Source organism: Pseudomonas sp. GW822-FHT01E03 (assembly GCF_058802985.1).
The window spans coordinates 511,057-535,500 of the sequence record NZ_JBXAOQ010000001.1; the positions used below are offsets into that span (position 1 = coordinate 511,057).

The window sequence follows — 24,444 nt, forward strand, 5'->3', positions numbered from 1 at the left end:
TCCTGAAGGCCATGGCGGTACAAGACTTTGACGAAGACAACTCCATTGAGCGAACGAAAATTTGTCGAGAGGTAAATATGCTTGATTGGAACGGCTCCCGCTATCGACGTTAGCAGGACATCTTTGTGGAGATTTCGACCAAGAGCTTGTAGTGATTCCACTACAAACAGTCTGGTGCCCGGCTGCGTCGGATGGCAGGGCGATCTAAGTCAACAGGCCGTTTTCGAGTGCATAGCGGGCCAGTTTCGCGTTGCTGTCCATCCCTGTTTTTTCCAGGATACGTGCCCGGTACGTCGTGACGGTACTCGGACTCAAGTGCAATATCTGAGCGATGCGGACAATTCTCTCGCCTGCAGCAAGGAGCTTGAGTACTTCAAGCTCCCGGTCGGATAGCGCTTCGTGGGGCGCCGCGTCGCCTTTGCCGATAGCGTTGACCAGTTTTTCCGCCAGCTCAGGACTGACGTGCTTGCCACCTGAGGCCACCTTGCGAACTGCCGTAACCAGGGTGGCTGCGGAAATATCTTTGGTGAGGTAGCCCGCAGCGCCGAGCTTGATTGCGCGTAACGCATAGGCCTCGACCGAATGCATGCTCAGCATCAGAACGGCGAGCTTGGGCTTGTGCGCACGCATGAGTTTGAGAAGTTGGAGGCCGGTCTTGTCGGGAAGCTGAATATCCACCAGCGCCACGTCGAAATCCTGCTCCCGGACCAGGAGCATTGCGTCTTGTGCCGTCTCGGCTTCACCCGTTACGTCGATCTCGCCGGCAGTCTCCAGCATGCGTCGTACGCCGCTACGCACGATGCTGTGATCATCCACCAGCAAGACTCTGATTTTGTGGTCAATCATCTGTAATTTCCATTCGCACCCGCAAGGCCCCGGCCGTATCGTGTCTCGACCTACAGATGATGATGAACCCGCCGGCACAGTGGCGCGCTCATGCATTCCCACACCAGCCCTGCGGCCAGTGGCCAGCAAGCCATGGAATCTACTGCAGAGTTTGACGTTAGCAGGCACAGAGCACACTTGCACTTTTGCCTCAGGCGTTAGCGGCGCCTAAGCTCTTAGGATTGTCTGCACGCCCATGGGTAATGCCTTGCCCGTGGCATCAATTATGACTGGACAGAGGCATGGCCACAGTGACGACACCGATCGAAGTTTTCGACATGAAGACGTTGCTGGCAGCGCTGAAGTCGTTGCGCAAAGGTGACTTCACTACGCGTATGCCGGAAGACTGGACCGGCATGCCGGGCAAGATCGCTGACACGCTCAACGAGATCATCGACATGGCAGCCGACACCACCACCGAATTCGAACGCGTGGCGCGTCTGATCGGCAAGCAGGGCAAGGTCGATGAGCGTATCGAATTGCCGATGATGAAAGGCTCATGGCAAAAGATCGTCAACTCGAGCAATGCGCTCACCAGCGACCTCATCAGCCCGATGAACGAGATCATTCGCGTTGTCGGTTCGGTTGCCGAGGGTAATCTGAACCAGCAGGTACCGCCGGTACTCAACGGCCTGAGACTGCGGGGTCAGTTCCTCAAATCCGCCGAGATCGTGAACACCATGGTGACGCGACTGGGCTCCTTCGCCTCCGAGGTGACCCGCGTGGCGCGCGAAGTCGGCACTGAAGGGATTCTCGGTGGGCAGGCCAATGTCAAAGGGGTGTCCGGCACCTGGAAAGACCTGACCGACTCCGTCAACGACATGGCCGCCAATCTGACCACCCAGATGCGCAACATCGCTTACGTGACGACTGCGGTGGCCAAAGGCGATCTGGGCAAGACGATTACCGTCGAAGCCAAGGGTGAGATTCTCGAGCTGAAAAACACCATCAATACGATGGTCGGCCAGCTCTCGAGTTTCGCTGCGGAGGTGACCCGCGTGGCGCTGGAAGTCGGTACCGAAGGCAAGTTGGGCGGTCAGGCGGAAGTGCGCGACGTATCAGGCACCTGGCGCGACCTGACCGAATCGGTCAACGGCATGGCGGCCAACCTGACCACCCAGGTGCGCAACCTCGCACAGGTGACGACGGCGGTGGCGCGCGGCGACCTCGGCAAGAAAATTACGGTTGAAGCCAAGGGCGAGATTCTCGAACTGAAAAACACCATCAACACGATGGTCGACCAGCTCTCCAGCTTTGCCGCGGAGGTGACACGCGTCGCACTGGAAGTCGGTACCGAAGGCAAACTGGGCGGACAGGCCGAAGTGACCGGCGTGTCCGGTACCTGGAAGGACTTGACCAATTCGGTCAACGGCATGGCGGCCAACCTGACCACCCAGGTGCGCAACATTGCCGACGTGACGACGGCGGTGGCCAACGGCGACCTGTCACGCAAGATCACAGCCGAAGCGAAAGGAGAAATTCTCCAACTCAAGGAAACCATCAACACGATGGTGGACCAGCTCTCGACCTTTGCCGACGAAGTGACGCGCATGGCTCGCGAAGTGGGGACCGACGGCAAGCTCGGTGGCCAGGCCAAGGTGACAGGCGTCGGTGGAACCTGGAAAGATTTGACCGACTCGGTCAACAGTATGGCGGCCAACCTGACCAATCAGGTGCGCAACATCGCCGACGTGACGACGGCGGTGGCCAAAGGCGACCTGGGGCGCAAGATTACCGTGGAAGCCAAGGGCGAAATCATGGAGCTGAAGAACACCATCAACACCATGGTGGACCAGCTCAATAGCTTTGCCGCCGAAGTGACGCGGGTGGCGCGCGAAGTCGGCACCGAAGGAAAGCTCGGGGGACAGGCACAGGTGCAAGGCGTGTCCGGCACCTGGAGGGATTTGACCGAAAACGTGAACTTCATGGCCGCCAACCTGACCAGCCAGGTGCGAGGCATCGCGAAAGTGGTGACCGCGGTAGCCAACGGCGACATGAAGAAGAAACTGACACTGGAAGCCAAGGGTGAAATCGCCGAACTGGCCGACACCATCAACGGTATGACCGATACGCTGGCGCTGTTCTCCGATCAGGTGACCTCGGTGGCGCGTGAAGTGGGCGTCGAGGGCAAGCTGGGGGGCCAGGCCAACGTGCCGGGTGCTGCCGGCACCTGGCGCGACCTGACCGACAACGTGAACGGTCTGGCGGCCAACCTGACCAATCAGGTGCGCGCAATCGCCGATGTGGCGACTGCCGTGACCAAGGGCGATCTGACGCGTTACGTGGAGGTGGAAGCAAAGGGTGAAGTGGCGGAGCTGAAGGACAACGTCAACGAGATGATCCGCAACCTGCGGGAAACCACGCGGCAAAACGCGGAGCAGGATTGGCTCAAGAGCAATCTGGCGAAATTCAACCGTCTGCTGCAGGGCCAGCGCGATCTGGCGGCAGTCTCCAAGATGGTGCTGTCTGAACTGGCTCCGCTGATCAACGCCCAGCACGGTGTGTTCTACATGATGAACGAGAGCCCGCCCGATCCTGCGAAACTCAAGCTACTGTCCGCTTATGCGTACAAGGGAAACATCAATGTGAACGATGAGTGGCGGCTCGGCGAGGGCCTGGTCGGGCAATGCGCCTACGAGAAGCGGCGCATCCTGCTGACCGATGTACCCGCAGATTACGTCGCGATTTCATCCGGACTGGGTGCCGCCGCCCCGCTGAACATCATCGTGTTGCCGATCCTGTTCGAGAACAAGGTCAAGGCCGTCGTCGAAATGGCTTCGTTCACGCGCTACAGCATCATTCATCAAACCTTCCTTGATCAGCTTGCTGAATCGATTGGTATCGTGCTCAACACGATCGAAGCCAATATGCGTACCGAAGAACTGCTCAAGCAGTCGCAATCGCTGGCGCAGGAGCTGCAAAAGCAACAAGAAGAATTGAGACAGACCAACGAGGAACTGGGGGACAAGGCTGGACTGCTGGCGGAGCAGAAAGCCGAAGTCGAGCGCAAGAACCGCGAAGTCGAAATCACCAAGCTATCGCTGGAGGAGAAGGCGGAGCAACTGACGCTGACCTCGAAGTACAAGTCCGAATTCCTCTCCAGCATGTCCCATGAGCTCAGAACGCCATTGAACAGCTTGCTGATCCTGGCCCGCCAGCTCAGCGACAACGCGGAACACAATCTCACTCCCAGGCAGGTCGAATATGCCAAGACCATCCGTAGCGCGGGCAAGGATCTGCTGGAGCTGATCGACGAGATTCTCTATCTGTCCAAGATCGAGTCGGGTACGGTCACACTGGATCTGAATGAAGCGCTGTTCGCCGATCTGCACGACCAGATCGAACGCACCTTCCGGCCGGTCGCCGAAAGCCGGGGCCTCTCCTTCACGATTGAACTGGCGACTACCCTGCCCCCCGTCATCCGGACCGACGAAAAGCGCCTGCTGCAGGTGGTCAAGAACCTGCTGTCCAACGCCTTCAAGTTCACTGAACAAGGCAGCGTCAAGATCAGCATCGCGCCCGCTGTGTCCGGGTGGAGCGTGGATAACAGCGAATTGAATCGTGCCGATGCGGTGGTCGCCTTCGTGGTCACCGACACCGGCATTGGCGTCTCGGCCGGCAAGCAGAAGCTGATCTTCGAAGCGTTCCAGCAGGGAGATACCGGAACCTCACGAAAATACGGCGGCACCGGCCTCGGCCTGTCGATCAGCCGCGAGCTCGCACACCGGCTGGGCGGTGAGCTGCGACTGATCCCCGGTGAGATCGGCAAGGGCAGTACTTTCGCGCTGTACGTGCCCTTGCGTACACAGGATGCCCAGGGTCAGACGCTAGACGAATCAGCGACAGAGGCAGTACCTGGCCAGGTCAAACGCGACCTCATGTCAAACCCGACCGCACAGGTACTGGACGACCGCGAGTCTGTCCAACCCGGGGATCAAGTGCTGCTGATGCTCGAGGGCGACGCCCGATTCGCCAGCATTCTGCTCGAGGCCGCGCACCAGAAGGGGTTCAGGGCTATCGTCACGACCCGTGGCGCGGATGCACTGGAGCTTGTCGAGCGCTTCAAACCCGCCGCGATCACGCTGGACCCGGGCCTGACGGACATCGATGGCTGGTCGCTGCTCGAGCAGTTGAAGCGCAATTTCGCCACGCGTCACATCCCGGTCCAGATCATCTCGATCGCTGACGACCACACCCGTGGGCTGCGCTATGGCGCTTTCGACTATCTGCTCAAGCCGGTCACAGCCGACGAGATTCAAAATGCGCTGGTCGGCATCGTGGCATTCGCTCGGCGCAAGACCCGGGACCTGCTGCTCATCGACGGCGACGAAGGGAACCGCGCCCGCATCCTCGATCTGCTCGGTAACACCGACGTGAAGATCACAGCGACCGACAGCGGCGCTGACGCCATGAAGAAACTGGCAAAGAAACGCTACGACTGCATGGCAATCAATCTCAAACTGCCCGACGCATCCGGCATCAGGTTTCTCGAGGCGTTGCAGGAAGACCACGCCATGCGTGAATTGCCGATCGTCGTCTATGGTGCACAGACGCTGACCAAACCGGAACACGAGCGTTTCAGGACACTGCTCGGCAAGAGCGTCATCAAGGCCGTTCAGTCCCCCGAGCGCATACTCGACGAAACCGCTCTGTTTCTACACCGTGTCGTCGCCAGGCTGTCGCAGACCCAGCGCAGAATGCTGGAAAAACTCTATGAGGGTTCGGACAGTCTCGAGGGTAAAAAGGCCCTGGTGGTCGACGATGACGTGCGCAATATTTTTGCCCTGACCAGCGTGCTTGAGAGCAACAAAATGCTGGTGGCCACGGCCGAAAACGGCCGAACCGCCATAGAACTGCTGCAGCAGCAGCCCGATACCGACATCGTGCTGATGGACATCATGATGCCCGAGATGGATGGCTTTGAAACCATGCGCCAGATCCGTACATTCAAAAGATTTGAAGCCCTGCCCATGATTGCGCTGACGGCCAAGGCGATGATGGGTGACCGTGAAAAGTGCATCGAGGCAGGCGCCTCGGACTATGTCAGCAAGCCGGTGGACACCGACCAGCTACTGTCACTGATGCGCAAATGGCTCTATCGATGATTCTGTGCCGCGCTGATTGCGCGACAGCAAAGGTGGCAAAGTGCGCAAGGCCGGCTCGACTTTACCGGTGTTGCCGTAACGGCAAGAGGCGCTAGCGCAAACCGAAGTGGCATAAATATGCAGCAGGAACCCCCGGTATTCAATGAAAGAGCCCAGGTGCGGCACCCGCTCCCGCCTGATGGCGTGCCAGCATCCGTGTTGCTGGTGGATGACAATCCCGCCAAGCTCACGGCGCTCGCCGCGGTGATTGCCGACATGGGCCTCGATATTGCCACGGCGACTTCCGGACGCGAGGCGCTACGCCTGCTATTGCAGCGCGACTTCGCCGTCATTCTGCTCGACGTGAAAATGCCAGTGATGGACGGTTTTGAAACCGCTGCACTCATTCACGGCCGCCCGAAGTCGGCCCACACGCCCATTATCTTCGTCACGGCGGAGGCCGACACCGATTCCGAGCGTTTCCGCGGTTATACGGCCGGCGCAGTCGATTACATCTTCTCGCCGATTGTGGCCGAGGTTCTTCGCGCCAAGATCCAGGTGTTTGTCGACCTGTTCTACTTGCAGCGCAAACTGACAATGCAGGCCGAAGAATTGCTGCAATCGAAGCTGCAGCTGCGTGAACTGGCCTCCTATCAGGAGCACATCAAGGAAGAAGAGCGAAAGCGGATCGCACGGGACATCCATGACGAGCTGGGGCAGAGTCTGCTGGCGTTGCGAATCGATGTCTCCATGTTGCAGACGCGCACCAGTACCATGCACCCCAAGCTCAACGAAAAGGCCAGCGATGCTCTGAATCACCTCGATACAGCCATCCGCAGTGTCCGCAGTATCATCAATGATCTTCGGCCACCCGTACTCGATCTGGGATTGCAGGCAGCGATCGAGTGGCAACTTGAAGAGTTCCGGCAGCGCAGCGCGATCGATTGCACGATGTCGGCGAAAGACGAAAACTTCCGTTGCGATCTGAATGAGAAATCCGCCACCACTCTGTTCCGCATCGTGCAGGAATCGCTGTCGAACATTGCCCGGCACGCGCAAGCGACACAGGTGCATATCGAACTCTCCAGGGAGGGTCGCCGGCTTTACCTGCAGATCAAAGACAACGGCGTAGGCATGACGGATCGCAAAAAACTGAACTCGTTCGGGTTGGTGGGGATGAAGGAACGCATCAGCATGCTGGGCGGGGAGTTCACGATCGACAGCGCACCGGACAAAGGAACGAGATTAACGATATCGCTGCCACTGGACTGACCCGGCTGGCATCAACACCAGAACAACCACACTGCAGCCCTGCCATACTGTTCAACATGACCAGTGCAACTTTCCGCTTCTACGAGGAGCTCAACGATTTCCTGCCGGCCGAACGGCGGCGGCAACCCTTCACCTGTGAGTGCGCGCAAGGGGCGACGGTCAAGCACATGATCGAGGCGCTCGGGATACCGCACACCGAGGTCGAACTGGTGCTGCTCAACGGTGAGTCGGTGGGCCTGGAGCGGGTGATCCTCGACAATGACCGGCTGGCGGTGTATCCCAAGTTCGAAGCGCTGGACATCAGCCCGCTGCTCAAGGTTCGTGCGCAACCTTTACGGGTGCTGCGTTTCGTCGCGGATGCGCACCTTGGCGGGCTGGCCAGCCTGCTGCGCATGAGCGGCTTCGACACCCTCTACGACAATGGCTTCGAGGATAGCGAGATCGCCGAGATCGCTGCGCAGCAAGGACGCATCGTGCTGACCCGCGACCGCGAACTGCTCAAGCGGCGAATCATCAGCCACGGCTGTTATGTGCATGCCCTGAAACCGTCGCTGCAGCTGCGCGAATTGTACGAGCGCCTCGACCTGGCGCGTAGTGCGCGGCCATTCAGCCTGTGCCTGCATTGCAACCTGCCGCTGCACGAGATCAGCCTGGAACTGGCCCGGACGCAGGTGCCGCCACGCATTGGCGTCCTCTATTCGCACTTCCTGCGCTGCGACGCCTGCCAACGGGTTTACTGGGAAGGTTCGCACTGGCGCGGTATGTGCGCATTGCTGGCACCGCTGCTGAATCGATAGCCGCCAGTCCTTGGCGGGCAAAATAACAAAATTGCCATGTGCTCCCTTCGTTCCTTCTTGCGTCGCACTGTTCATTGCCCGTTCCCGTACGTCTGGAGTTTTCCCAATGCCCTCGCCTCATTCCTTGCCCGCTGCGCTGCTGGGCCTGGCCCTTGTTTATCCGGCCATGACCGAGGCTCAGGGCCTGGAGCTGGGACAAGTGCTGATTGGCGCTGAGGACCAGAGCGACGAAGACCAGGGGATCGAGGACGCCAGGGCCCGACTGGCCCAGGTGCCCGGCGGCACCAACGTTGTCGACATGCGTCGTCCGTTGCAGGGCCGCGTGGCCAGCAATCAGGATGTGCTCGCTTACCAGCCGGGGATCTATGCCCAGTCGGCGGGCAACGAAGGGGTGAAGATTTCGATCCGCGGATCGGGGATCAACCGTGCACCGGGCGCCCATGCCTCGGGGCTGTACGCCATGCTCGACGGTCTGCCGCTGACCGGCCCCGGCGGCACGCCCTATGAATTGCTGGAACCGCTGTGGCTCGACCATGTGCAAGTGCTGCGCGGCGCCAACGGATTCGACCGGGGCGCCCTGGCTCTGGGCGGTGCCATCGATTACGTCAGCCATACCGGCTACAACGCGCCGAAGTTGCAGGTACGCTACGCAACGGGCAGTCACGGCTATCAGCAGCGCCAGGTCAGCTCCGGACAGGTGCTCGGCGCCTTCGATTACTACGTGGCCATGACCGACGCCAACGCCGACGGCTACCAGGACCACACGGCCAGCGAGAGCCAGGGTGTCATCGCCAACTTCGGCTATCGCTTCAACCCCAACCTGGAAACACGCTTCTACCTGCGCCACCGCCAGACCGACAACGACCTCGCGGGACGGGTGACCAAACACTCCATCGAGCACAACCCACGGGCGGCCAACCCTGCCTACGTGGCGCGGGACGACCGCCGCGACGAGCCGGGCAGCACCTTTATCGGCAACAAGACCACCTGGTACATCGATGACGATTCGAGCATCCAGACCGGTCTTGTCTACCACGACTATCCCATGGACCTGAGCGAGGGCCCCAACCGCCTGAAGGTGGCGTACACGGATGTCAGCGGCACGTTCGACTACAAGCGTCGCGACACGCTCTGGGGGCTGGAAAGCCAAAGCACCCTGGGCCTGCGAGTGACCAAACACCTGCCCAACGCCGGTGCCAGCGAGTTCGTGCGCATCCCCACCGGCAACACCGCCGGTTACGCACCGGGCACGCTGATCCGCAACTTCACCTACCAGGGCTCGGACACGGTCCTGCATGTCGGCAATGACCTGGAGATCGCCGACGACCTGTGGCTGACCACCGGCCTCGCCGCGATCTACACCCGCCGTGAAAGCGCTGTCACCTACCCGCAGGAAGGTGGCAAGACCAGCCTGCACGACTGGGACTACGCCCCGCGCGTGGGCCTGCGTTACCAACTGACACCGGACCTGCAACTATTCGGCAATCTCAGCCGCTCGGTCGAGGCACCACACCCGTGGTCGCTGATCTATAGCTCGAACATCCGATTCCCCGCCGGCAGTGGCGTCGCCACGGGCGCCCAGCGCGAACCGGTCACGCTGCAAAACCAGACCGCCACCACCCTGGAAATCGGCGGCCGTGGCGACAGCACGCTGGGGCAGTGGAGCCTGGCCTGGTACTACGCCCAGGTGCGCCACGAATTGCTTTCGGTGCTGCCGGACGCCAACGCCACCACGCCCTACGAGCTCAACGCCAGCCCGACCGTGCACCAGGGCGTGGAAGCCAGCCTGCTGAGCCCCCTCTGGTCGCCGGGCGATGGCGGCCAATTGAGCCTGCGCCAGAGCTATACCTTCAGTGACTTCCACTACCGCGACGATGAGCGCTTCGGCGACAACCGCCTGCCGGGTCTGCCGATGCACTATTACCAGGGCGAACTGCGCTACGACTGGCCACAAGGCTTCTTCGCCGCGGTCAACACGCAATGGGTGTCGAAGGTGGCCGTCGATTACGCCAACAGCTACTACGCCGATCCCTATGCCATATTCGGCGCGACCTTGGGCTACAACGCGCCCAAGGGCGACTGGCAGACTTGGCTGGACCTGCGCAACCTGACCGACAAGCACTATGCCGCCACGGTCACGCCGGGCTACGACGACAAAGGGCTGGACGCGGCACGATCCACCCCCGGTGAGGGCATGGCAATGTACATCGGGGTGTCGTGGAGCCTGCTCTGAGGCCGTTTACCTCACTTCGTAAACGCACACAACCGCGCGCGACGACTAAGCTTTTGTAACGCCACTTCGTCCCTCAAGGAGCTATCCATGAGCGCCGCCGCCCTGTCCGAACTCGATGCCGCCCTACCCGGCCTGACCCGCAAGATCCGCGTGCTGGATGCCCTGTCCTGGCCGGACGGCGTCGAGGAAGACTTCCTGACGAAATGGCGCGGCGGGCGGGCCGAGTTACCCAAGGTCCAGTTGCAACCCCGCGACCACAGCGCCGACATCGCCGCCCTGGAAACCTTTATCCGCCGTTGCGATGTGGGGCATCCGGCCGGCAATTACCTGGCCATGACCGCCCGTAGCTATGCCACGGCCGGGCACATGCTGGGAGCCATCGGTACTCCCGCCTTTACGCAGTATTCATCCGCCCTGTACCGGCGCCCGGATTTCTATTACACACGCCTGCAACTGAGCATGCTTGACGCGGCCCGGTTCTTCCTCAAGACCACCGACGCCCTGCTGGGCAGTGCGCGGATTCCACCCTGCCCGGCCGAGATCCCGGCCAAGGCGTTCGCCGCCTGGATTCAACCGGAACTGGACCGATTCTTCGGCGTCGGACAAATCACGGTCGTGCTCGATCCGAACCTGGCCGCCAAGGCCATCGCCGGATCGAGCCGCATTCGCCTGCGGGCCAGCGCGCTGTTCTCGGAACTGGACAAGCATCAGCTGTTGCAACACGAGGCGTTCGTGCATGTCGCCACGGCACAGAACGGCGCGCGCCAGCCCAACCTCACGAGCCTGGGCCTGGGGGCGCCCCGCACCACACAGACCCAGGAAGGCATTGCCACCCTGGCCGAACTGTTCACCGGCAGCATGGACATCAACCGCCTGCGGCGCCTGGCCCTGCGCGTGCTCGCCGTCCAGCAGGCACTGGAGGGTGCGGATTTCATCCAGGTGTTCGAAGGTTTTCTGGCGGCCGGACAGACAGAAGAGGAATCCTTCCGCTCAACCCAACGGGTGTTCCGCGGCGCCGACCTGCGGGGCGGTTCGGCGTTCACCAAGGACGCCGCCTACCTGACCGGGTTGCTCGGCGTCCACACCCTGCTGCGCATTGCTATCCGCGATAACCGACCGGAACTGGTCGGGCATCTGTTTGCAGGGCGCCTCAGCCTGGCTGACACCGTGCGCCTGGCGCCCCTGTTCGAGTCTGGCTGGCTCAAGGGGCCGGTCTATCTTCCGGCCTGGGCCAGCGACCTGCGCCTGCTGGCCGCCAACCTGGCCTTCTCGGCGTTCATCGCCCAGATCAAGCTGGAGGTGCTGGACCTGGATGTGTTCATGGCATTCGCCGAAGAACACGAAAGCGATGCCAGTGCACATTGACCAGGAACAGGATCACACCGTTTGAAAGTCAACCTGGCTTTTTAAAATCAACTGCTACCATTAGGAAGCGGTGTCGAGGTCAGGCTCTGTGGCTTGCAAAGTCGGCTTCACCTGCCAGGGATTGATCCACTCATTTCAAGCCTGCCTGACCCCATGGGGGGTGCAATGCACAATCCATTACTTTACGCGTTGTCGGCCGTACTGTTCTTGAGCGGATCGTCCTGCCTGGCACTGGGTACGGAGGGGATCGCTGCAGCACCGGCCCCGGTTCCGGCACCTGCCGCAGCCCCCGCACCGGCAAGCACAGCCAATGCAGCGCCCGTCGCCCCGGTGGCCAAGGATCCGGTATTCACCCAGGAACAACTGGATCAGATGCTGGCGCCCATTGCGCTTTACCCGGACCCACTGTTTGCACAGGTGCTGATGGCCACCACCTACCCCGGGGAAGTCGGCGAGGCGGTCAACTGGTCCAAAGCGCACCCGGACGCCAAGGGTGACGACGCGGTCAAACAGGTGGCGAACCAGCCCTGGGATCCGAGCGTGCAGGCACTGGTTGCCTTCCCGCAGGTTCTGGCATTGCTCGGACAGGATCCCGTCTGGGTCCAGCGCCTGGGCGATGCCTTCCTGGCGCAGCCCGACGATGTCATGGAAAGCGCGCAACGCTTGCGGCGCCAGGCACAGGCAGCCGGCAATCTGCAGAGCAACCAGTATCAGAACGTGACGATCCAGAATGTCGCGGCACCGGCACCGGCACCGGCAACCACGACTGCGGCACCGGCTCCAGCCCCTGAATCGGCCCCCGCCAGCAACTCCACCATCATCATTCAGCCTGCCGATCCGCAGGTGGTGTACGTCCCCACCTATAACCCGACCACCACCTACGGCACCTGGCCCTACCCGGCGTCGCCGCCCGCGTACTATCCACCGCCACCGGCCTATTACCCTGGTCAGGCCCTGATGGCCGGACTCGCGTTCGGTGCCGGAGTGGCGATCATTGGATCGTTGTGGGGTGAATGTGACTGGGGCAATAACGACATCGACATCGACGTCAATCGCTACAACAACATCAATGCCAACAACCGGATCACCAACAACAAATGGCAACACAACCCGGTGCACCGTAATGGCGTGCCCTATCGAGACAACGCAAGCCGCGCACAGTACGGCCGCCAACTCAACGGTGCCAACCAGCGTGAAGCCTATCGCGGGGACAATGCCCAACGCGCCCAGGCCCGTGAAAATGCCCGCACCTCAATGGACAGGCACGGTATCGAACGACCTGCCACCAGCAACCGCGAAGCCCGTGATCAAACACGCAAACTCCAGTCCGGGGCCTCGGGCGGCGACCGGTTACAGGCCGGTGCAGACAGACCGAAGGCGGCGGACAGAAGCCAGGGCACGGCCAGGAACACCCGGGAGAATCAGCAGCCCAGGAGAGAGACCCAGCAACCCAGGAACCAGAGCGCCCAGTTGAATCAGCGCAGAGAAGGCTCCGCGCAGACGCGGCAAGCGACGAATAAACGGCCTGCCGCCAGTGCCGGCAGTGCCCGCAACAATGCGTTCGCCGGCGCACGCTCACCGTCCCAGGCCAACGTCCAGGCCAATCGTGGCCGGGCCAGCCAGGTTTCCGCCCAACGCCCCAGTGCTTCGCGATCAGCCGGCCACCAGGTCAGCCGGCCGTCCAATCCACCATCGCGTCAAAGGGGGGGCCGTCGTTGAACAACCATCCTCGATTGAAGGGACTCACGGGCTTGCTCCCTCATGTCCTGGTTATAGCCGCCGGCTTGTTGTGGTCGTGCATGGCGACGGCACAGCAGGCCTTTCCAACCCCGGAAAAGGCTGCAGAAGCCTTTGTCGAAGCACTGGGCACGGAACACGCCGACCAGGCACGCCTGACCGAACTGCTGGGCAATGACTGGCACAATTACATCCCCCGCGAAGGCGTGCAGCGCAAAGATGTGGATGCGTTCTTGCAGCAGTACCGCGAGCAACACCACTTTGAAAACACCAGTGACCGCAAGGCTGTCCTGGCGGTCGGCAGTGAGAACTGGACACTGCCTATCCCCCTTACAAAGAACGAGAACGGTTGGCGGTTCGACATGAAGGCCGGCAGTGCAGAGATCCGTGCACGTCAAATCGGCCGCAATGAACTTGCCGCGGTGCAATCGGTGCTGGCCTATCACGACGCCCAGATGGACTATGCGTCAGTGGATCGGGACGATGATGGCGCACTCGAGTATGCGCAGAAAATCTTCAGCACCCCCGGCATGCACGACGGACTCTATTGGGCCGAAGACGACAGCGGCCAGATCAGCCCGCTGGGGCCTTCGTTCGGCAAAGCCATTGCCGACGAAGAGTGGCATGGCTACCGCTTCCGCATCCTTCATGGCCAGGGTCCTTCGGCACCGGGTGGAGCCTACAGCTACCTCATCGGTGACAAGATGAGCCGCGGCTTTGCGCTGATCGCCTGGCCGGCAAAATACAACGACACCGGCGTTATGAGTTTCATGATCAGTCATGAAGGACAGGTATTCGAAAAAGACCTGGGACCCGAAGGTGAAAAACTGGCGCTGGCGATGAAACGCTTTGATCCGGATGACAGCTGGAAAGAGGTGCCTGAAGATCAGGAGTAGCAGGCATGACCTGCTACAAGCCTTCAGAATGGTTGAACGCAGTTATCTGATCGACAGGACGAATCGATCTTCGCCCCCCGTGTTGTCGTTGCAGGAGGGTTGCTCAAGCTTGAATCCGCACCGATCCAGGACCTTTCTGGAGCCGGCGTTCTCCCTGAAGGCATACGCAACCAGTTGCGCAAGTCCCCAGCGTATCCGGGCCTCCTGGATCAGGTGCCTCAGCGCCCGTGTTGCCAGCCCCTGCCCGCACACGCGTTGATCGATCCGATAGCCGACTTCGGCAGAACCCATCGATGAGTCGATGCTTTTCAGATTGGCTCGACCGACGATTCTCTGACTGGAATCCTCGATGACAAAGGGGTGCCAAGCGCCGATGGCGAAATCGGACAAATAGCTTTCGATATGATCGGCGACACCCTGCAACGAGTAAAAAGCAGGGGCGCGCGCATCGATATGGGATTCGAACCATTCACGGTTCTGGATTTCGAAAGCCAGCAACGCTTGAGCGTCAGTCATTTTCAGCTCGCGTACGCTAAATGATTCCATTCACCGCCTCTCCTGTGCCTTGTGCCGAATCGGCTCGAGTCTATCTCATACCTGAACAACCTGGTCGGGCCGAGCCTTCCCTTCGCGAGCCCGAGCGGCTTGCACAACACATATGGAAAATCGTATATTCGAATAACCATATGTATCGAGCCACGCCAATGCTCAATCCTGCCGCCGTATTCAAATGTCTGGCCGACGAAACCCGCGCCCGGGCCACTTTGCTCATTACTCGTGAAGGCGAGTTATGCGTGTGTGAGCTGGTCTGCGCCCTAGACGACAGTCAGCCCAAAATTTCCCGCCACCTTGCCCAGCTTCGCGGCTGTGGCCTGCTTCTCGACCGCCGTCAGGGGCAGTGGGTGTATTACCGGCTCAATCCCGATCTGCCCGCGTGGGTTCGCGACGTTCTCGAGACAACGTTGCTGGCAAACGCCGACTGGCTTTCGAACGACAGCACTCGCCTTGCCGCGATGGGCGACCGTCCGCTCAACACTTCCGCCTGCTGCTGACCCTTCATTCATCGAGACTCCGCATGTTTACTGCGTTTATCATTTTCCTGTTCACCATGGTGTTGGTCATCTGGCAACCCAAGGGCCTGGGCGTCGGTTGGAGCGCCTCCCTGGGAGCCATCCTGGCCCTGCTGGCAGGCGTCGTGACGCTGGACGATATTCCACTGGTGTGGGCCATTGTCTGGAACGCCACCGCGACCTTCATCTCGCTCATCATCATCAGTCTGCTGCTCGATGAGGCCGGGTTTTTCCAGTGGGCGGCATTGCATGTGGCGCGCTGGGCCAAGGGTGACGGGCGGCGCCTGTTCGTCTTCACGATTCTGCTGGGGGCCGGCGTATCCGCGCTGTTTGCCAACGACGGTGCAGCCCTGATCCTGACCCCCATCGTTGTTTCAATACTGCTTGCACTGCGCTTTTCGCCAGCGTCTACCCTGGCGTTCGTCATGGCAGCCGGTTTCATTGCCGACACGGCGAGCCTGCCCCTGGTGGTGTCCAACCTCGTCAACATCGTTTCGGCCGACTACTTCGACCTGGGCTTCAGCGAGTACGCCGCCATCATGGTGCCGGTCAATTTCGTTGCCGTGGCGACCACGCTCGTGGTGCTGTACTGGTTTTTCCGGCGTGACATCCCCAGGGACTACTCTCTCGATGACGTGATGGACCCGCGACGCGCCGTGCGTGATCCCCTGACCTTCCGCGTCGGCTGGATTGTCCTGACCCTGTTGCTGATCGGGCTGTTTGCTCTGGAACCCTTGGGCATTCCCATCAGTGCCATTGCAGCGGTCTGTGCCGCGATGCTGTTCGCCGTGGCTGCACGTGGGCATGTGATTTCAACGCGACGGGTGCTGCGCGAGGCGCCCTGGCAGGTCGTGATCTTTTCGCTGGGCATGTACCTGGTGGTGTACGGGCTGAAAAACGCCGGACTGACCACCTACATGACCATGGCGCTGAACCACATGGCCGAATTCGGCATCTGGGGCGCCGCGCTGGGCACTGGCCTGCTCACGGCGTTACTGTCATCGGCCATGAACAACATGCCCACGGTGCTGGTGGGTGCCCTGTCGATTCAGGCCAGTGACGCCACCGGTGTGGTGCGTGAAGCCATGATCTACGCCAATGTCATCGGTTCTGACCTCGGTCCCAAAATCACCCCCATCGGCAGTCTTGCCACCTTGCTCTGGCTCCATGTGCTGGAGCGCAAGGGCATCCGCATTACCTGGGGTTACTACTTCAAGGTCGGCGTGGTCCTGACGCTGCCGATTCTGTTCATCACCTTGTCTGCCCTGGCCCTGCGCCTGAGCGTTTAGCCCAGTGCGACTGCAAAGAGGAATCATCATGCGCGTTCTGTTTATGTGTACCGCCAATAGCTGTCGCAGCATCCTGTCCGAAGCCATGTTCAACCATCTCGCCCCGCAAGGTTTTGAGGCGATCAGTGCCGGCAGCTTCCCCAAGGGACAGGTGCTGCCCCGCAGCCTGAGCACGTTGCAAGAAGCCGGCATCGCCATCGAAGGCTTGAGCAGCAAAGGCAATGAGGCTTTCGAAGCCAACCCGCCGGACATCGTCATCACGGTCTGCGACAAGGCCGCTGGTGAGGCGTGCCCCGTGTACTTCGGGCCGGCGTTGAAAGCTCATTGGGGCCTGGAAGACCCATCGGACATAAAGGGAGATGACGCGACGGTATCGGCGGCGTTCCACTCGACCCTGGCGCGCATCGAAACGCGCTGCCGGGCATTCCTCGACCTGCCTTTTGCACAACTCGACCGCGATGCGCTGAAGCGGGAACTCGACCGCATCGGCACGCTATGACCGGAGCCCCCATGACTCATCCCCTGCCCAATCTCGACACATCACTGACCCAGCCCATCGACAGTGGACGCGACGACCAGCACAAACCGCGTATCCTGTTGCTATACGGTTCGACTCGTGCACGGTCGTTCAGTCGCCTGCTGGTCGAGGAAGCAGCCCGGTTGCTCGAACACTTCGGCGCCGAGACACGGATCTTCAACCCGTCAGGCCTGCCGCTACCGGACGACGCGCCCTCCGATCACCCGAAAGTCCAGGAGCTGCTCGAATTGATGCAATGGTCCGAAGGACAGGTCTGGTGCTCGCCAGAGCGCCACGGCTCCATGTCTGCGGTGTTCAAGGCGCAAATCGACTGGGTGCCATTGGCGTTGGGGGCCGTTCGCCCAACCCAAGGGAAAACCCTCGCGGTCATGCAAGTCTGCGGCGGTTCCCAGTCCTTCAATGTGGTGAATCAGCTTCGTGTGCTGGGGCGCTGGATGCGCATGTTCACCATCCCCAATCAATCCTCCGTGCCAAAGGCTTTTCTGGAGTTTGACGACACCAATCGCATGAAACCCTCGTCGTTGTACGACAGGGTGGTGGACGTCATGGAGGAACTGGTGAAATTCACCCTGCTGCTACGGGATCGCCCCGATCTGGTTGACCGCTACTCGGAACGCAAAGAGTCCGCGCAAGAACTGAGTCAGCGCGTGAATCAGCGGTCGATCTGACTGTAGAAATGTTCGCCTTGGCTCGATAGCCGAAACAAGTCGCAAACCCCACGATGCTTCGGGGCTTGCGACTCTTTGCCGATACGTCCCTCAAGCTCCCGGGACGTTTTCTACGGTATGCCTGCCGTGTTCATTGCCGAACGTGCAGGTCTAGTTCTCTACCTCAACCGCGTCGAAATCCGGTTCGTCCGGGGCATCCGGGGCGTCCGCCATATCCTCTCGGACGTCTTTCGCCTCAACTTTGGCAGCTTCTCTGGCTGCGTTCGCCTCGGCTTTGGCGGCGTCCCTGGCAGCATCCGCGGTAGCCCGGGCAGCATCCCTGGCAGCATCTGCTTCAGCCTTGGCGGCGTCCCTCGCTGCATCTGCAGTGGCCCGGGCAGCGTCCCTGGCTGCATCCGCTTCTGCGCGCGGTACGCCAGCCGCTCTTGCGGCATCCCGGGCGGCATCTGCTTCAGCCCTGGCGGCATCCCGTGCGGCATCGGCAGTGGCTTTTGCCGCATCACGGGCGGCATCCGCAGTCGCTCTGGCGGTGTCCCGGGCTGCATTGGCATCAGCTCTGGCAGCGTCCCTGGCTGCATCGGCGGCATCGTTGTCATGGGCATTGCCCGGGCCTTTGTTCCCGGCTACACCACCATGGTCAGCTTCGCCGCGCCCCGGACCTCCATGACCGTCACCGTCATGGCCTGCAGCACCATGATCGCCACCCTCTCCTCCATGGCCGCCGGCACCGTGACCGCCACCACCGGAGCCACCGCCACCGCCGTGACCTCCACCGCCTCCACCGCTGCCGCCATCCTTGGCATACACGCTGGAGAAACTACCGATGTAATCGGGCACCAGGACAGTCGAAGCCGACAGGACTCCGCCGATTGCCAGAGCCAATAAACATTTCTTGAGCAGCATGATGCACCTCCGCATGGAGTTGCGTACCCATCTCCGTATCGAACGCAATGTCCAGTGAGTTCCCGGCCGCCCGTTGGAGCAGCCGGCCAACCGGCACGGCCATCAATCTGCAGCATGAACGAGCTACTGCGGTATCCGCACGATCCCTGAAAGCCAGTTGGCATCGTTGCGTGGGAAACATTCCCATATTTTTTGGATAAGTGCTTTCAGCCCGAGTTCAAAAAATGAGCATCAGGGCTTATGCATGGGTTGAGCAAAAACGTCTACCTGGCTCAATGGAGCATCGTCGCGATCAAAACTGATATGTTTATTTTCAGTTTATTTGCATATAGAATTTTATTGTGTCATTTATAGGCTCGCCGATCACAGGACTGATCCACCACGCCAACCTGGATGGCGGGCACCCGTTTCCCCCAAATGCCTTCCAAGGAGTCAACAATATGAACAAGACAGAACTTCTAGGTGCTCTGGCGCTATGCGCTTTCAGCTTCCTGGCACATGCCGACGAAGACAGCCTGCGTATCGGTATCGAAGCCGCCTACCCGCCCTTCTCCTTCAAGACACCGGAGGGCAACGTCAGCGGGTTCGATTACGACATCGGCAACGCCTTGTGCGAAGAAATGAAGGTCAAGTGCGAGTGGGTCATTCAGGAGTTCGACGGCATGATCCCGTCGCTCAAAGTGCGCAAGATCGATGCCGTGCTGTCGTCGATGTCAATCACCGAAGACCGGATGAAGTCCGTGGACTTCAGCAAAAAGTACTACCACACACCGGGCAAGTTCGCGATGAAGGCCGGCAACGTGATCAATGATCCTTTGGTGGACCTCAAGGGCAAGAAAGTCGGCGTGCAACGCTCCTCGACTTACGATCGTTTTGCCACCGAGCAACTGGAAAAAGCCGGCGTCGTCGTGGTGCGCTACTCCTCACAAAATGAAGCCTTTCTCGATCTTGCCTCGGGTCGTCTGGACGCCACCCTCGCCGACATCGTCAACACCGATGAGAGCTTCATCAAAACACCGGCTGGCCAGGGCTTCACCCTCACAGGGCCCGACATCAACGACCCGAAGTATTTTGGCCGTGGCGCCGGGATCGCCGTGCGCAAAGGCGACAGTGCCAACGTTGCGCGCCTGAGTGCCGCGATCGACGCCATTCGCGCCAATGGCAAGTACCAGCAAGTGATGGCCAGGTACTTCGCGTTCGATATCTACGGCGAGTAAGCCTTACCCATAGCCCCGGTGCCGGCCTATTGCAGGCGCCGATTCGGGCTTGTCTTGCGCGCCTCGCGGCGCTCGCTTGAGGAACTTCATCATGCTTCACGGCTACGGATCGAGCATTCTCGATGGCGCCTGGCTGACCATAAACCTGGCCCTGACTTCCATGTCCCTGGCGATTGCCCTGGGCCTGGTCGGCGCGGCCTTTCGCCTGTCACCGCTCAAATGGCTGGCCCTGCTCGGGGAAAGTTACACCACCCTGATTCGCGGCATTCCAGACCTGGTGCTGATCCTGCTGATCTTCTACGGCGGCCAGGATCTGGTGAACCGCATTGCCCTGGCGCTCGGTTACACCCGCTATATCGACATCAACCCCTTTATCGCCGGCGTCTGCACCATGGGCTTCATTTTTGGCGCCTACCTCTCGGAAACCTTTCGCGGCGCCTTCATGGCAATCCCCAAAGGTCAGGCCGAAGCCGGCGTGGCCTATGGCATGGGCGGTGCGCAGGTGTTCTGGCGAATTCTGGTACCGCAGATGATTCGTTTCGCCATTCCCGGGTTCACCAACAATTGGCTGGTACTGACCAAGTCCACCGCGCTGATCTCGGTGATCGGCTTGCAGGACATGATGTTCAAAGCCAAGAACGCAGCGGATGCCACACACGAGCCATTCACGTTTTTCCTCGCGGTGGCGGCGCTGTACCTGATGCTCACCAGCCTGTCATTGCTGGTGCTGCGCTATCTGGAAAAACACTACTCGGTCGGCATCAAAGCCGCCGAATTGTGAGGGGAGCCGCCCATGATTCTCGACTACAACCTGATTTGGGAAAACCTGCCGCTGTACTTCAATGGCGCCTTGTTGACCCTCAAAGTCCTGCTTATTTCCCTGGCCCTGGGCCTGGTATTGGCGATTCCACTGGCGTTGATGCGGGTGTCGCGATCACCGCTGATCAACTTCCCGGCCTGGCTCTATACCTACGTGATTCGCGGCACGCCGATGCTGGTGCAATTGTTCCTGATCTATTACGGCCTGGCGCAGTTCGAAGCAGTGCGCCAAAGCGTGCTCTGGCCTTACCTCTCCAGCGCCACCTTTTGCGCCTGCCTGGCCTTCGCGATCAACACCAGCGCCTATAGCGCAGAGCTGCTGGCCGGCAGTTTGAAATCCACCCCCCATGGCGAGCTCGAAGCCGCCAGGGCCGTGGGCATGTCACGCCTGACCCTGTATCGCCGCATTCTCATGCCGTCGGCCTTGCGCCGGGCATTGCCGCAGTACAGCAACGAGGTGCTGATGATGCTGCAAACCACCAGCCTGGCCTCCATCGTCACCCTCGTCGACATCACCGGGGCCGCGCGTACTGTCAGCTCACGGTTCTATCTGCCGTTCGAGGCGTTTATCACCGCCGGCCTCTTCTACCTCGCCCTGACCTTCATTCTGGTGCGCCTGTTCAAGCTGGCCGAGCGCCATTGGCTGGCGTATCTGGCACCGCGCAAGCACTAAGGAGCTGCTATGGAGCACATTCAATACCTGTTGCCGTGGAGTGCCTCGGGCACCGAACGAACGCTGTCACTGTTTCGTTTTGGCAGTGGAGCACGCAAAGCGTACATCCAGGCGTCATTGCATGCCGACGAATTGCCAGGGATGCGCGTCGCCGTCGAGCTCAAGCGCCGTCTTCTGGAACTGGAAACACAAGGCCGCCTGACCGGGGTGATCGAGTTGGTGCCAATGGCCAATCCGATCGGTATCGCCCAGATGTTCCAGGCCACCCATCAGGGGCGCTTCGAGTTCTCCAGCGGCAAGAACTTCAATCGCGACTTCCCGGAGTTGGTCGATGCCGTTGCACCACTGCTGGAGGGCCGATTGGGAAGCGATGCCGACGCCAACATCGCACTCATACGCCGCGCCATGGGCGATGCCCTCACCGCCATGCCGGCACCGACCTCGGAACTCGACGGCCTGCGCCGCCTGTTGCTGCAGCATGCCTGCGACGCCGATGTGGTGCTGGACCTGCACTGCGATTTCGAATCGATCATGTTGTTGTATGCGATGCCGCAAAACTGGCCACGCCTGCAGTCATTGGCCGCTCGCCTCGGTGCCGGGGTCACGTTATTGGCCGAGGATGCGGGCGGCAGCGCCTTCGACGAAGCCTGCGCCATTGCATGGCTACGCCTGGCTGAGCTGTTTCCCCAAGCCAACATTCCCCTGGCGTGCGTGGCCACCACCATCGAACTGCGTGGCATGGCAGACACCGAACGCGAGCAATGCGTCGACAGTGCACAAGCCATTCTCGGGTATCTCGCCGAACAAGGCCTGATCAGCGGTGACTGGCCAGCGGCACCGCCGAGCCATTGCCAGGCCGTGCCATTCGCCGGCGCGCAGTACGCCTGTGCGCCCCATCCCGGTGTGGTGAGTTTTCTGCAACCGCTGGGCGCGCAGGTCAAGGTCGGCGATCCGCTGTTCGAGGTCATCGACCCGCTGACCGACCGCCATAGCGTGGTGAGCGCCAGCACCGACGGCATTCTCTATGCCCGCGAACGGCTGCGCTTTGCCCAGCCTGGATTGTGGCTGGCCAAAGTTGCCGGTTCTACCCCCATTCGCCAGGGTCGCTTGCTCAGCGACTGATTCCAGAGAGTTCAAACCATGTACAAACTTGAAGTTCAGGACCTGCATAAAAGTTACGGCGCGCACCAGGTGCTCAACGGCGTGTCCCTGCAAGCACAAGCCGGTGACGTGATCAGTATCATCGGCTCCAGCGGCTCTGGCAAAAGTACGTTCCTGCGCTGCATCAACCTGTTGGAGCAACCCAATGCGGGCAATATCGTGCTCAATGGCGAACCGCTCAAGCTGGTGGCCAACAAGCTTGGCGGGCTGAAGGCGGCCGAGCCCAGGCAGTTGCAACGCATGCGTTCGCAGCTATCGATGGTATTTCAACACTTCAACCTCTGGTCACACATGAGCGCTCTGGAAAACGTCATGGAAGCCCCGGTGCATGTGCTGGGCCTGGGCAAGAAAGAGGCACGGGAAAAGGCCGAGCACTACCTGAACAAAGTCGGTGTGGCGCACCGCATGAACGCCTGGCCGGCGCATATGTCCGGTGGCGAGCAGCAGCGCGTGGCCATTGCCCGCGCACTGGCGATGGAACCGCAAGTGATGCTGTTTGATGAGCCGACTTCGGCGCTCGACCCCGAACTGGTCGGCGAAGTGCTTAAAGTCATGCAGGATCTGGCGCAGGAAGGCCGCACCATGGTGGTGGTGACTCACGAAATGGGCTTTGCCCGCGAGGTTTCGAACCAACTGGTGTTCCTGCACAAGGGCGTTGTCGAAGAGCGCGGCGACCCGCGCGAAGTGCTGGTCAACCCGCAGTCCGAACGCCTCCGGCAGTTTCTGGCCGGGAGCTTGAAGTAAGACCGCCGCCTACCCATCGACTGCTCGGCGCTGCCCTGACAAGGTTGGCTTCGGATACACTCCAGCCAACCTTGTCAGGGCATCAGGCACAGCCCTTCTCTCACCTTCAGGAAATGTTGAGCCGGATATGCCCACCCCATCGAAAGACACCACTGTCTATGCCGCGCCGGTCATGCGCAAACTGACGGAAATCGTTTCCGAACTGCCGCCGTCATTGCGCAAGGTCGCGGACTTTATCCTGCGTCACCCGCTCAAAGCCGCGACGCTGACCATCGAGGAGATGGCTCACGAAACATTGACCTCACCCGCCGCCGTCAACCGCCTGGCCAAAGCACTGGACCTCGGTGGCTACAGCGGCATGAAGGCCGAACTGGTCGCAACGTTGCAGCAGATGGTGTCGCCGGTCGACAAACTGCGCAACGAACTTGCCCATCGCCCGGGCGGCGCGTTTGGTCTGCATGAGCAACTCCAGAGCGCCAGCAGCAACCTGGCCACCGCGGCGAGCAACAACCACGCTGACACCTTTGAAGCCTTCGTCACTCGCCTGACCAAAGCGCGCAAAATCTACATCCTGGGCTTTGGCAACAGTGTCTACTTCGCCGGTCTCGCCGCCTCGACCCTGATGCCCTTTTGTGCGGACGCCACTGCCATCAGCATGGAGGGCGGTAACGAAAACGCCGCTTACCGTCTGGCCGCCATCACCGACCAGGACGTGCTGCTGGCGATCTCCCTGCCACGCTACTCCCTCGACACCCTGCAACTGGCACGCTTCGCCAATGAACGTGGCGCATCAGTGCTGGCAATTACCGACTCACCCGCCTCGCCGCTCACCGGCATTGCCGAGCACACGCTGTTTGCGCCTTGCGATCACCCGGTGCTGACCAGTTCCAACATCGCCGTACTGGCCTTGATCGAAGGCTTGGTTGCCGGCGTGATGGCACGCAATAAAGAAGCGGTCAAACTGGCAACCGAACTGACTGAAAGCGTGATGTCGTACCTGCACATCCCTGCCAGCGGTAAACCAGCGAAAAAGTGAGCGATGGAAATCCAGCGCCCGCTTCTTGCCGGCAGGCTGTGAGAACATTCATCCAAT

The 24,444-nt window shown here is 60.7% G+C and carries 20 protein-coding genes; 17 read left to right on the plus strand and 3 right to left on the minus strand.

All coding sequences use genetic code 11. The features are described 5' to 3' along the window. Window positions 1–204: 204 nt before the first annotated feature. Window positions 205–846 carry a response regulator gene (locus tag AC1RP7_RS02255; RefSeq protein ID WP_057715341.1) on the minus strand — a complete coding sequence of 214 codons (642 nt, stop codon included), beginning with the start codon at window positions 844–846 and terminating at the stop codon, window positions 205–207. 281 nt (window positions 847–1,127) lie between these two features. Between AC1RP7_RS02255 and AC1RP7_RS02260 the strand changes: the two genes are divergently transcribed. The 7 genes from AC1RP7_RS02260 to AC1RP7_RS02290 all read left to right on the plus strand — a co-directional run bounded on the left by AC1RP7_RS02260 (window position 1,128) and on the right by AC1RP7_RS02290 (window position 14,269). Then, complete coding sequence (locus AC1RP7_RS02260) at window positions 1,128–5,990, plus strand: HAMP domain-containing protein (RefSeq protein WP_493182374.1); 4,863 nt, start codon at window positions 1,128–1,130, stop codon at window positions 5,988–5,990. 117 nt (window positions 5,991–6,107) lie between these two features. Continuing rightward, complete coding sequence (locus tag AC1RP7_RS02265; RefSeq protein ID WP_150813700.1) at window positions 6,108–7,241, plus strand: ATP-binding response regulator; 1,134 nt, start codon at window positions 6,108–6,110, stop codon at window positions 7,239–7,241. Between the two features lie 56 nt (window positions 7,242–7,297). Further along, the gene (locus tag AC1RP7_RS02270; protein ID WP_057715344.1) at window positions 7,298–8,038 is read left to right on the plus strand and encodes a Mut7-C RNAse domain-containing protein; all 741 of its coding nucleotides are present in this window, start codon (window positions 7,298–7,300) and stop codon (window positions 8,036–8,038) included. Between the two features lie 106 nt (window positions 8,039–8,144). Further along, window positions 8,145–10,271, plus strand: a complete 2,127-nt coding sequence (locus AC1RP7_RS02275) for a TonB-dependent receptor family protein (protein WP_493182376.1) — start codon at window positions 8,145–8,147, stop codon at window positions 10,269–10,271. 87 nt (window positions 10,272–10,358) lie between these two features. Next, window positions 10,359–11,636 carry a peptidase MATCAP family protein gene (locus tag AC1RP7_RS02280; RefSeq protein ID WP_493182378.1) on the plus strand — a complete coding sequence of 426 codons (1,278 nt, stop codon included), beginning with the start codon at window positions 10,359–10,361 and terminating at the stop codon, window positions 11,634–11,636. A gap of 165 nt (window positions 11,637–11,801) precedes the next feature. Continuing rightward, window positions 11,802–13,355, plus strand: a complete 1,554-nt coding sequence (locus tag AC1RP7_RS02285; RefSeq protein WP_493182380.1) for a DUF3300 domain-containing protein — start codon at window positions 11,802–11,804, stop codon at window positions 13,353–13,355. A gap of 80 nt (window positions 13,356–13,435) precedes the next feature. Further along, window positions 13,436–14,269 (plus strand): DUF2950 domain-containing protein, encoded by an 834-nt coding sequence (locus AC1RP7_RS02290; RefSeq protein WP_218498396.1) that lies wholly within the window; start codon window positions 13,436–13,438, stop codon window positions 14,267–14,269. 42 nt (window positions 14,270–14,311) lie between these two features. Here AC1RP7_RS02290 and AC1RP7_RS02295 read toward each other — a convergent pair whose 3' ends face one another. After that, the gene (locus AC1RP7_RS02295; protein WP_493182382.1) at window positions 14,312–14,815 is read right to left on the minus strand and encodes a GNAT family N-acetyltransferase; all 504 of its coding nucleotides are present in this window, start codon (window positions 14,813–14,815) and stop codon (window positions 14,312–14,314) included. A 158-nt stretch (window positions 14,816–14,973) separates the two neighbouring features. Here AC1RP7_RS02295 and AC1RP7_RS02300 point away from each other — a divergent pair, with 158 nt between their 5' ends. Genes AC1RP7_RS02300 through arsH form a run of 4 tightly spaced genes read left to right on the plus strand, consistent with a single transcriptional unit; the run spans window position 14,974 to window position 17,834 of the window. Beyond that, a complete protein-coding gene (locus tag AC1RP7_RS02300) occupies window positions 14,974–15,321 on the plus strand; it encodes a metalloregulator ArsR/SmtB family transcription factor (protein WP_340315712.1) in 348 nt (115 codons plus the stop codon). A gap of 23 nt (window positions 15,322–15,344) precedes the next feature. Continuing rightward, the gene (locus tag AC1RP7_RS02305) at window positions 15,345–16,628 is read left to right on the plus strand and encodes an arsenic transporter (protein WP_493182384.1); all 1,284 of its coding nucleotides are present in this window, start codon (window positions 15,345–15,347) and stop codon (window positions 16,626–16,628) included. Between the two features lie 28 nt (window positions 16,629–16,656). Further along, entirely contained in the window at window positions 16,657–17,127 is a 471-nt protein-coding gene (locus AC1RP7_RS02310; protein ID WP_057715352.1) for an arsenate reductase ArsC, read from the plus strand. An 11-nt stretch (window positions 17,128–17,138) separates the two neighbouring features. Then, entirely contained in the window at window positions 17,139–17,834 is a 696-nt protein-coding gene (gene arsH, locus AC1RP7_RS02315; protein WP_057715353.1) for an arsenical resistance protein ArsH, read from the plus strand. A 150-nt stretch (window positions 17,835–17,984) separates the two neighbouring features. On the opposite strand, the gene AC1RP7_RS02320 is transcribed toward arsH, so the two are convergent. Beyond that, window positions 17,985–18,737, minus strand: coding sequence for a hypothetical protein (locus AC1RP7_RS02320; RefSeq protein ID WP_493182386.1), 753 nt, complete (start codon window positions 18,735–18,737; stop codon window positions 17,985–17,987). A gap of 440 nt (window positions 18,738–19,177) precedes the next feature. Between AC1RP7_RS02320 and AC1RP7_RS02325 the strand changes: the two genes are divergently transcribed. The 6 genes from AC1RP7_RS02325 to AC1RP7_RS02350 all read left to right on the plus strand — a co-directional run bounded on the left by AC1RP7_RS02325 (window position 19,178) and on the right by AC1RP7_RS02350 (window position 24,387). After that, window positions 19,178–19,954: an ABC transporter substrate-binding protein gene (locus AC1RP7_RS02325; RefSeq protein ID WP_090454844.1), complete on the plus strand. Its 777-nt coding sequence runs from the start codon at window positions 19,178–19,180 to the stop codon at window positions 19,952–19,954. Between the two features lie 91 nt (window positions 19,955–20,045). Continuing rightward, a complete protein-coding gene (locus AC1RP7_RS02330) occupies window positions 20,046–20,735 on the plus strand; it encodes an ABC transporter permease (protein ID WP_057715357.1) in 690 nt (229 codons plus the stop codon). A gap of 12 nt (window positions 20,736–20,747) precedes the next feature. Then, window positions 20,748–21,446: an ABC transporter permease gene (locus AC1RP7_RS02335; protein WP_493182388.1), complete on the plus strand. Its 699-nt coding sequence runs from the start codon at window positions 20,748–20,750 to the stop codon at window positions 21,444–21,446. Between the two features lie 9 nt (window positions 21,447–21,455). Next, on the plus strand, window positions 21,456–22,568 hold the full coding sequence (locus AC1RP7_RS02340; protein ID WP_492588097.1) for a succinylglutamate desuccinylase/aspartoacylase family protein: 1,113 nt from the start codon (window positions 21,456–21,458) through the stop codon (window positions 22,566–22,568). 18 nt (window positions 22,569–22,586) lie between these two features. Continuing rightward, window positions 22,587–23,351 carry an ABC transporter ATP-binding protein gene (locus AC1RP7_RS02345; protein ID WP_057715360.1) on the plus strand — a complete coding sequence of 255 codons (765 nt, stop codon included), beginning with the start codon at window positions 22,587–22,589 and terminating at the stop codon, window positions 23,349–23,351. 127 nt (window positions 23,352–23,478) lie between these two features. After that, window positions 23,479–24,387 carry a MurR/RpiR family transcriptional regulator gene (locus tag AC1RP7_RS02350; RefSeq protein WP_057715361.1) on the plus strand — a complete coding sequence of 303 codons (909 nt, stop codon included), beginning with the start codon at window positions 23,479–23,481 and terminating at the stop codon, window positions 24,385–24,387. The last annotated feature ends 57 nt before the right edge of the window (window positions 24,388–24,444 follow it).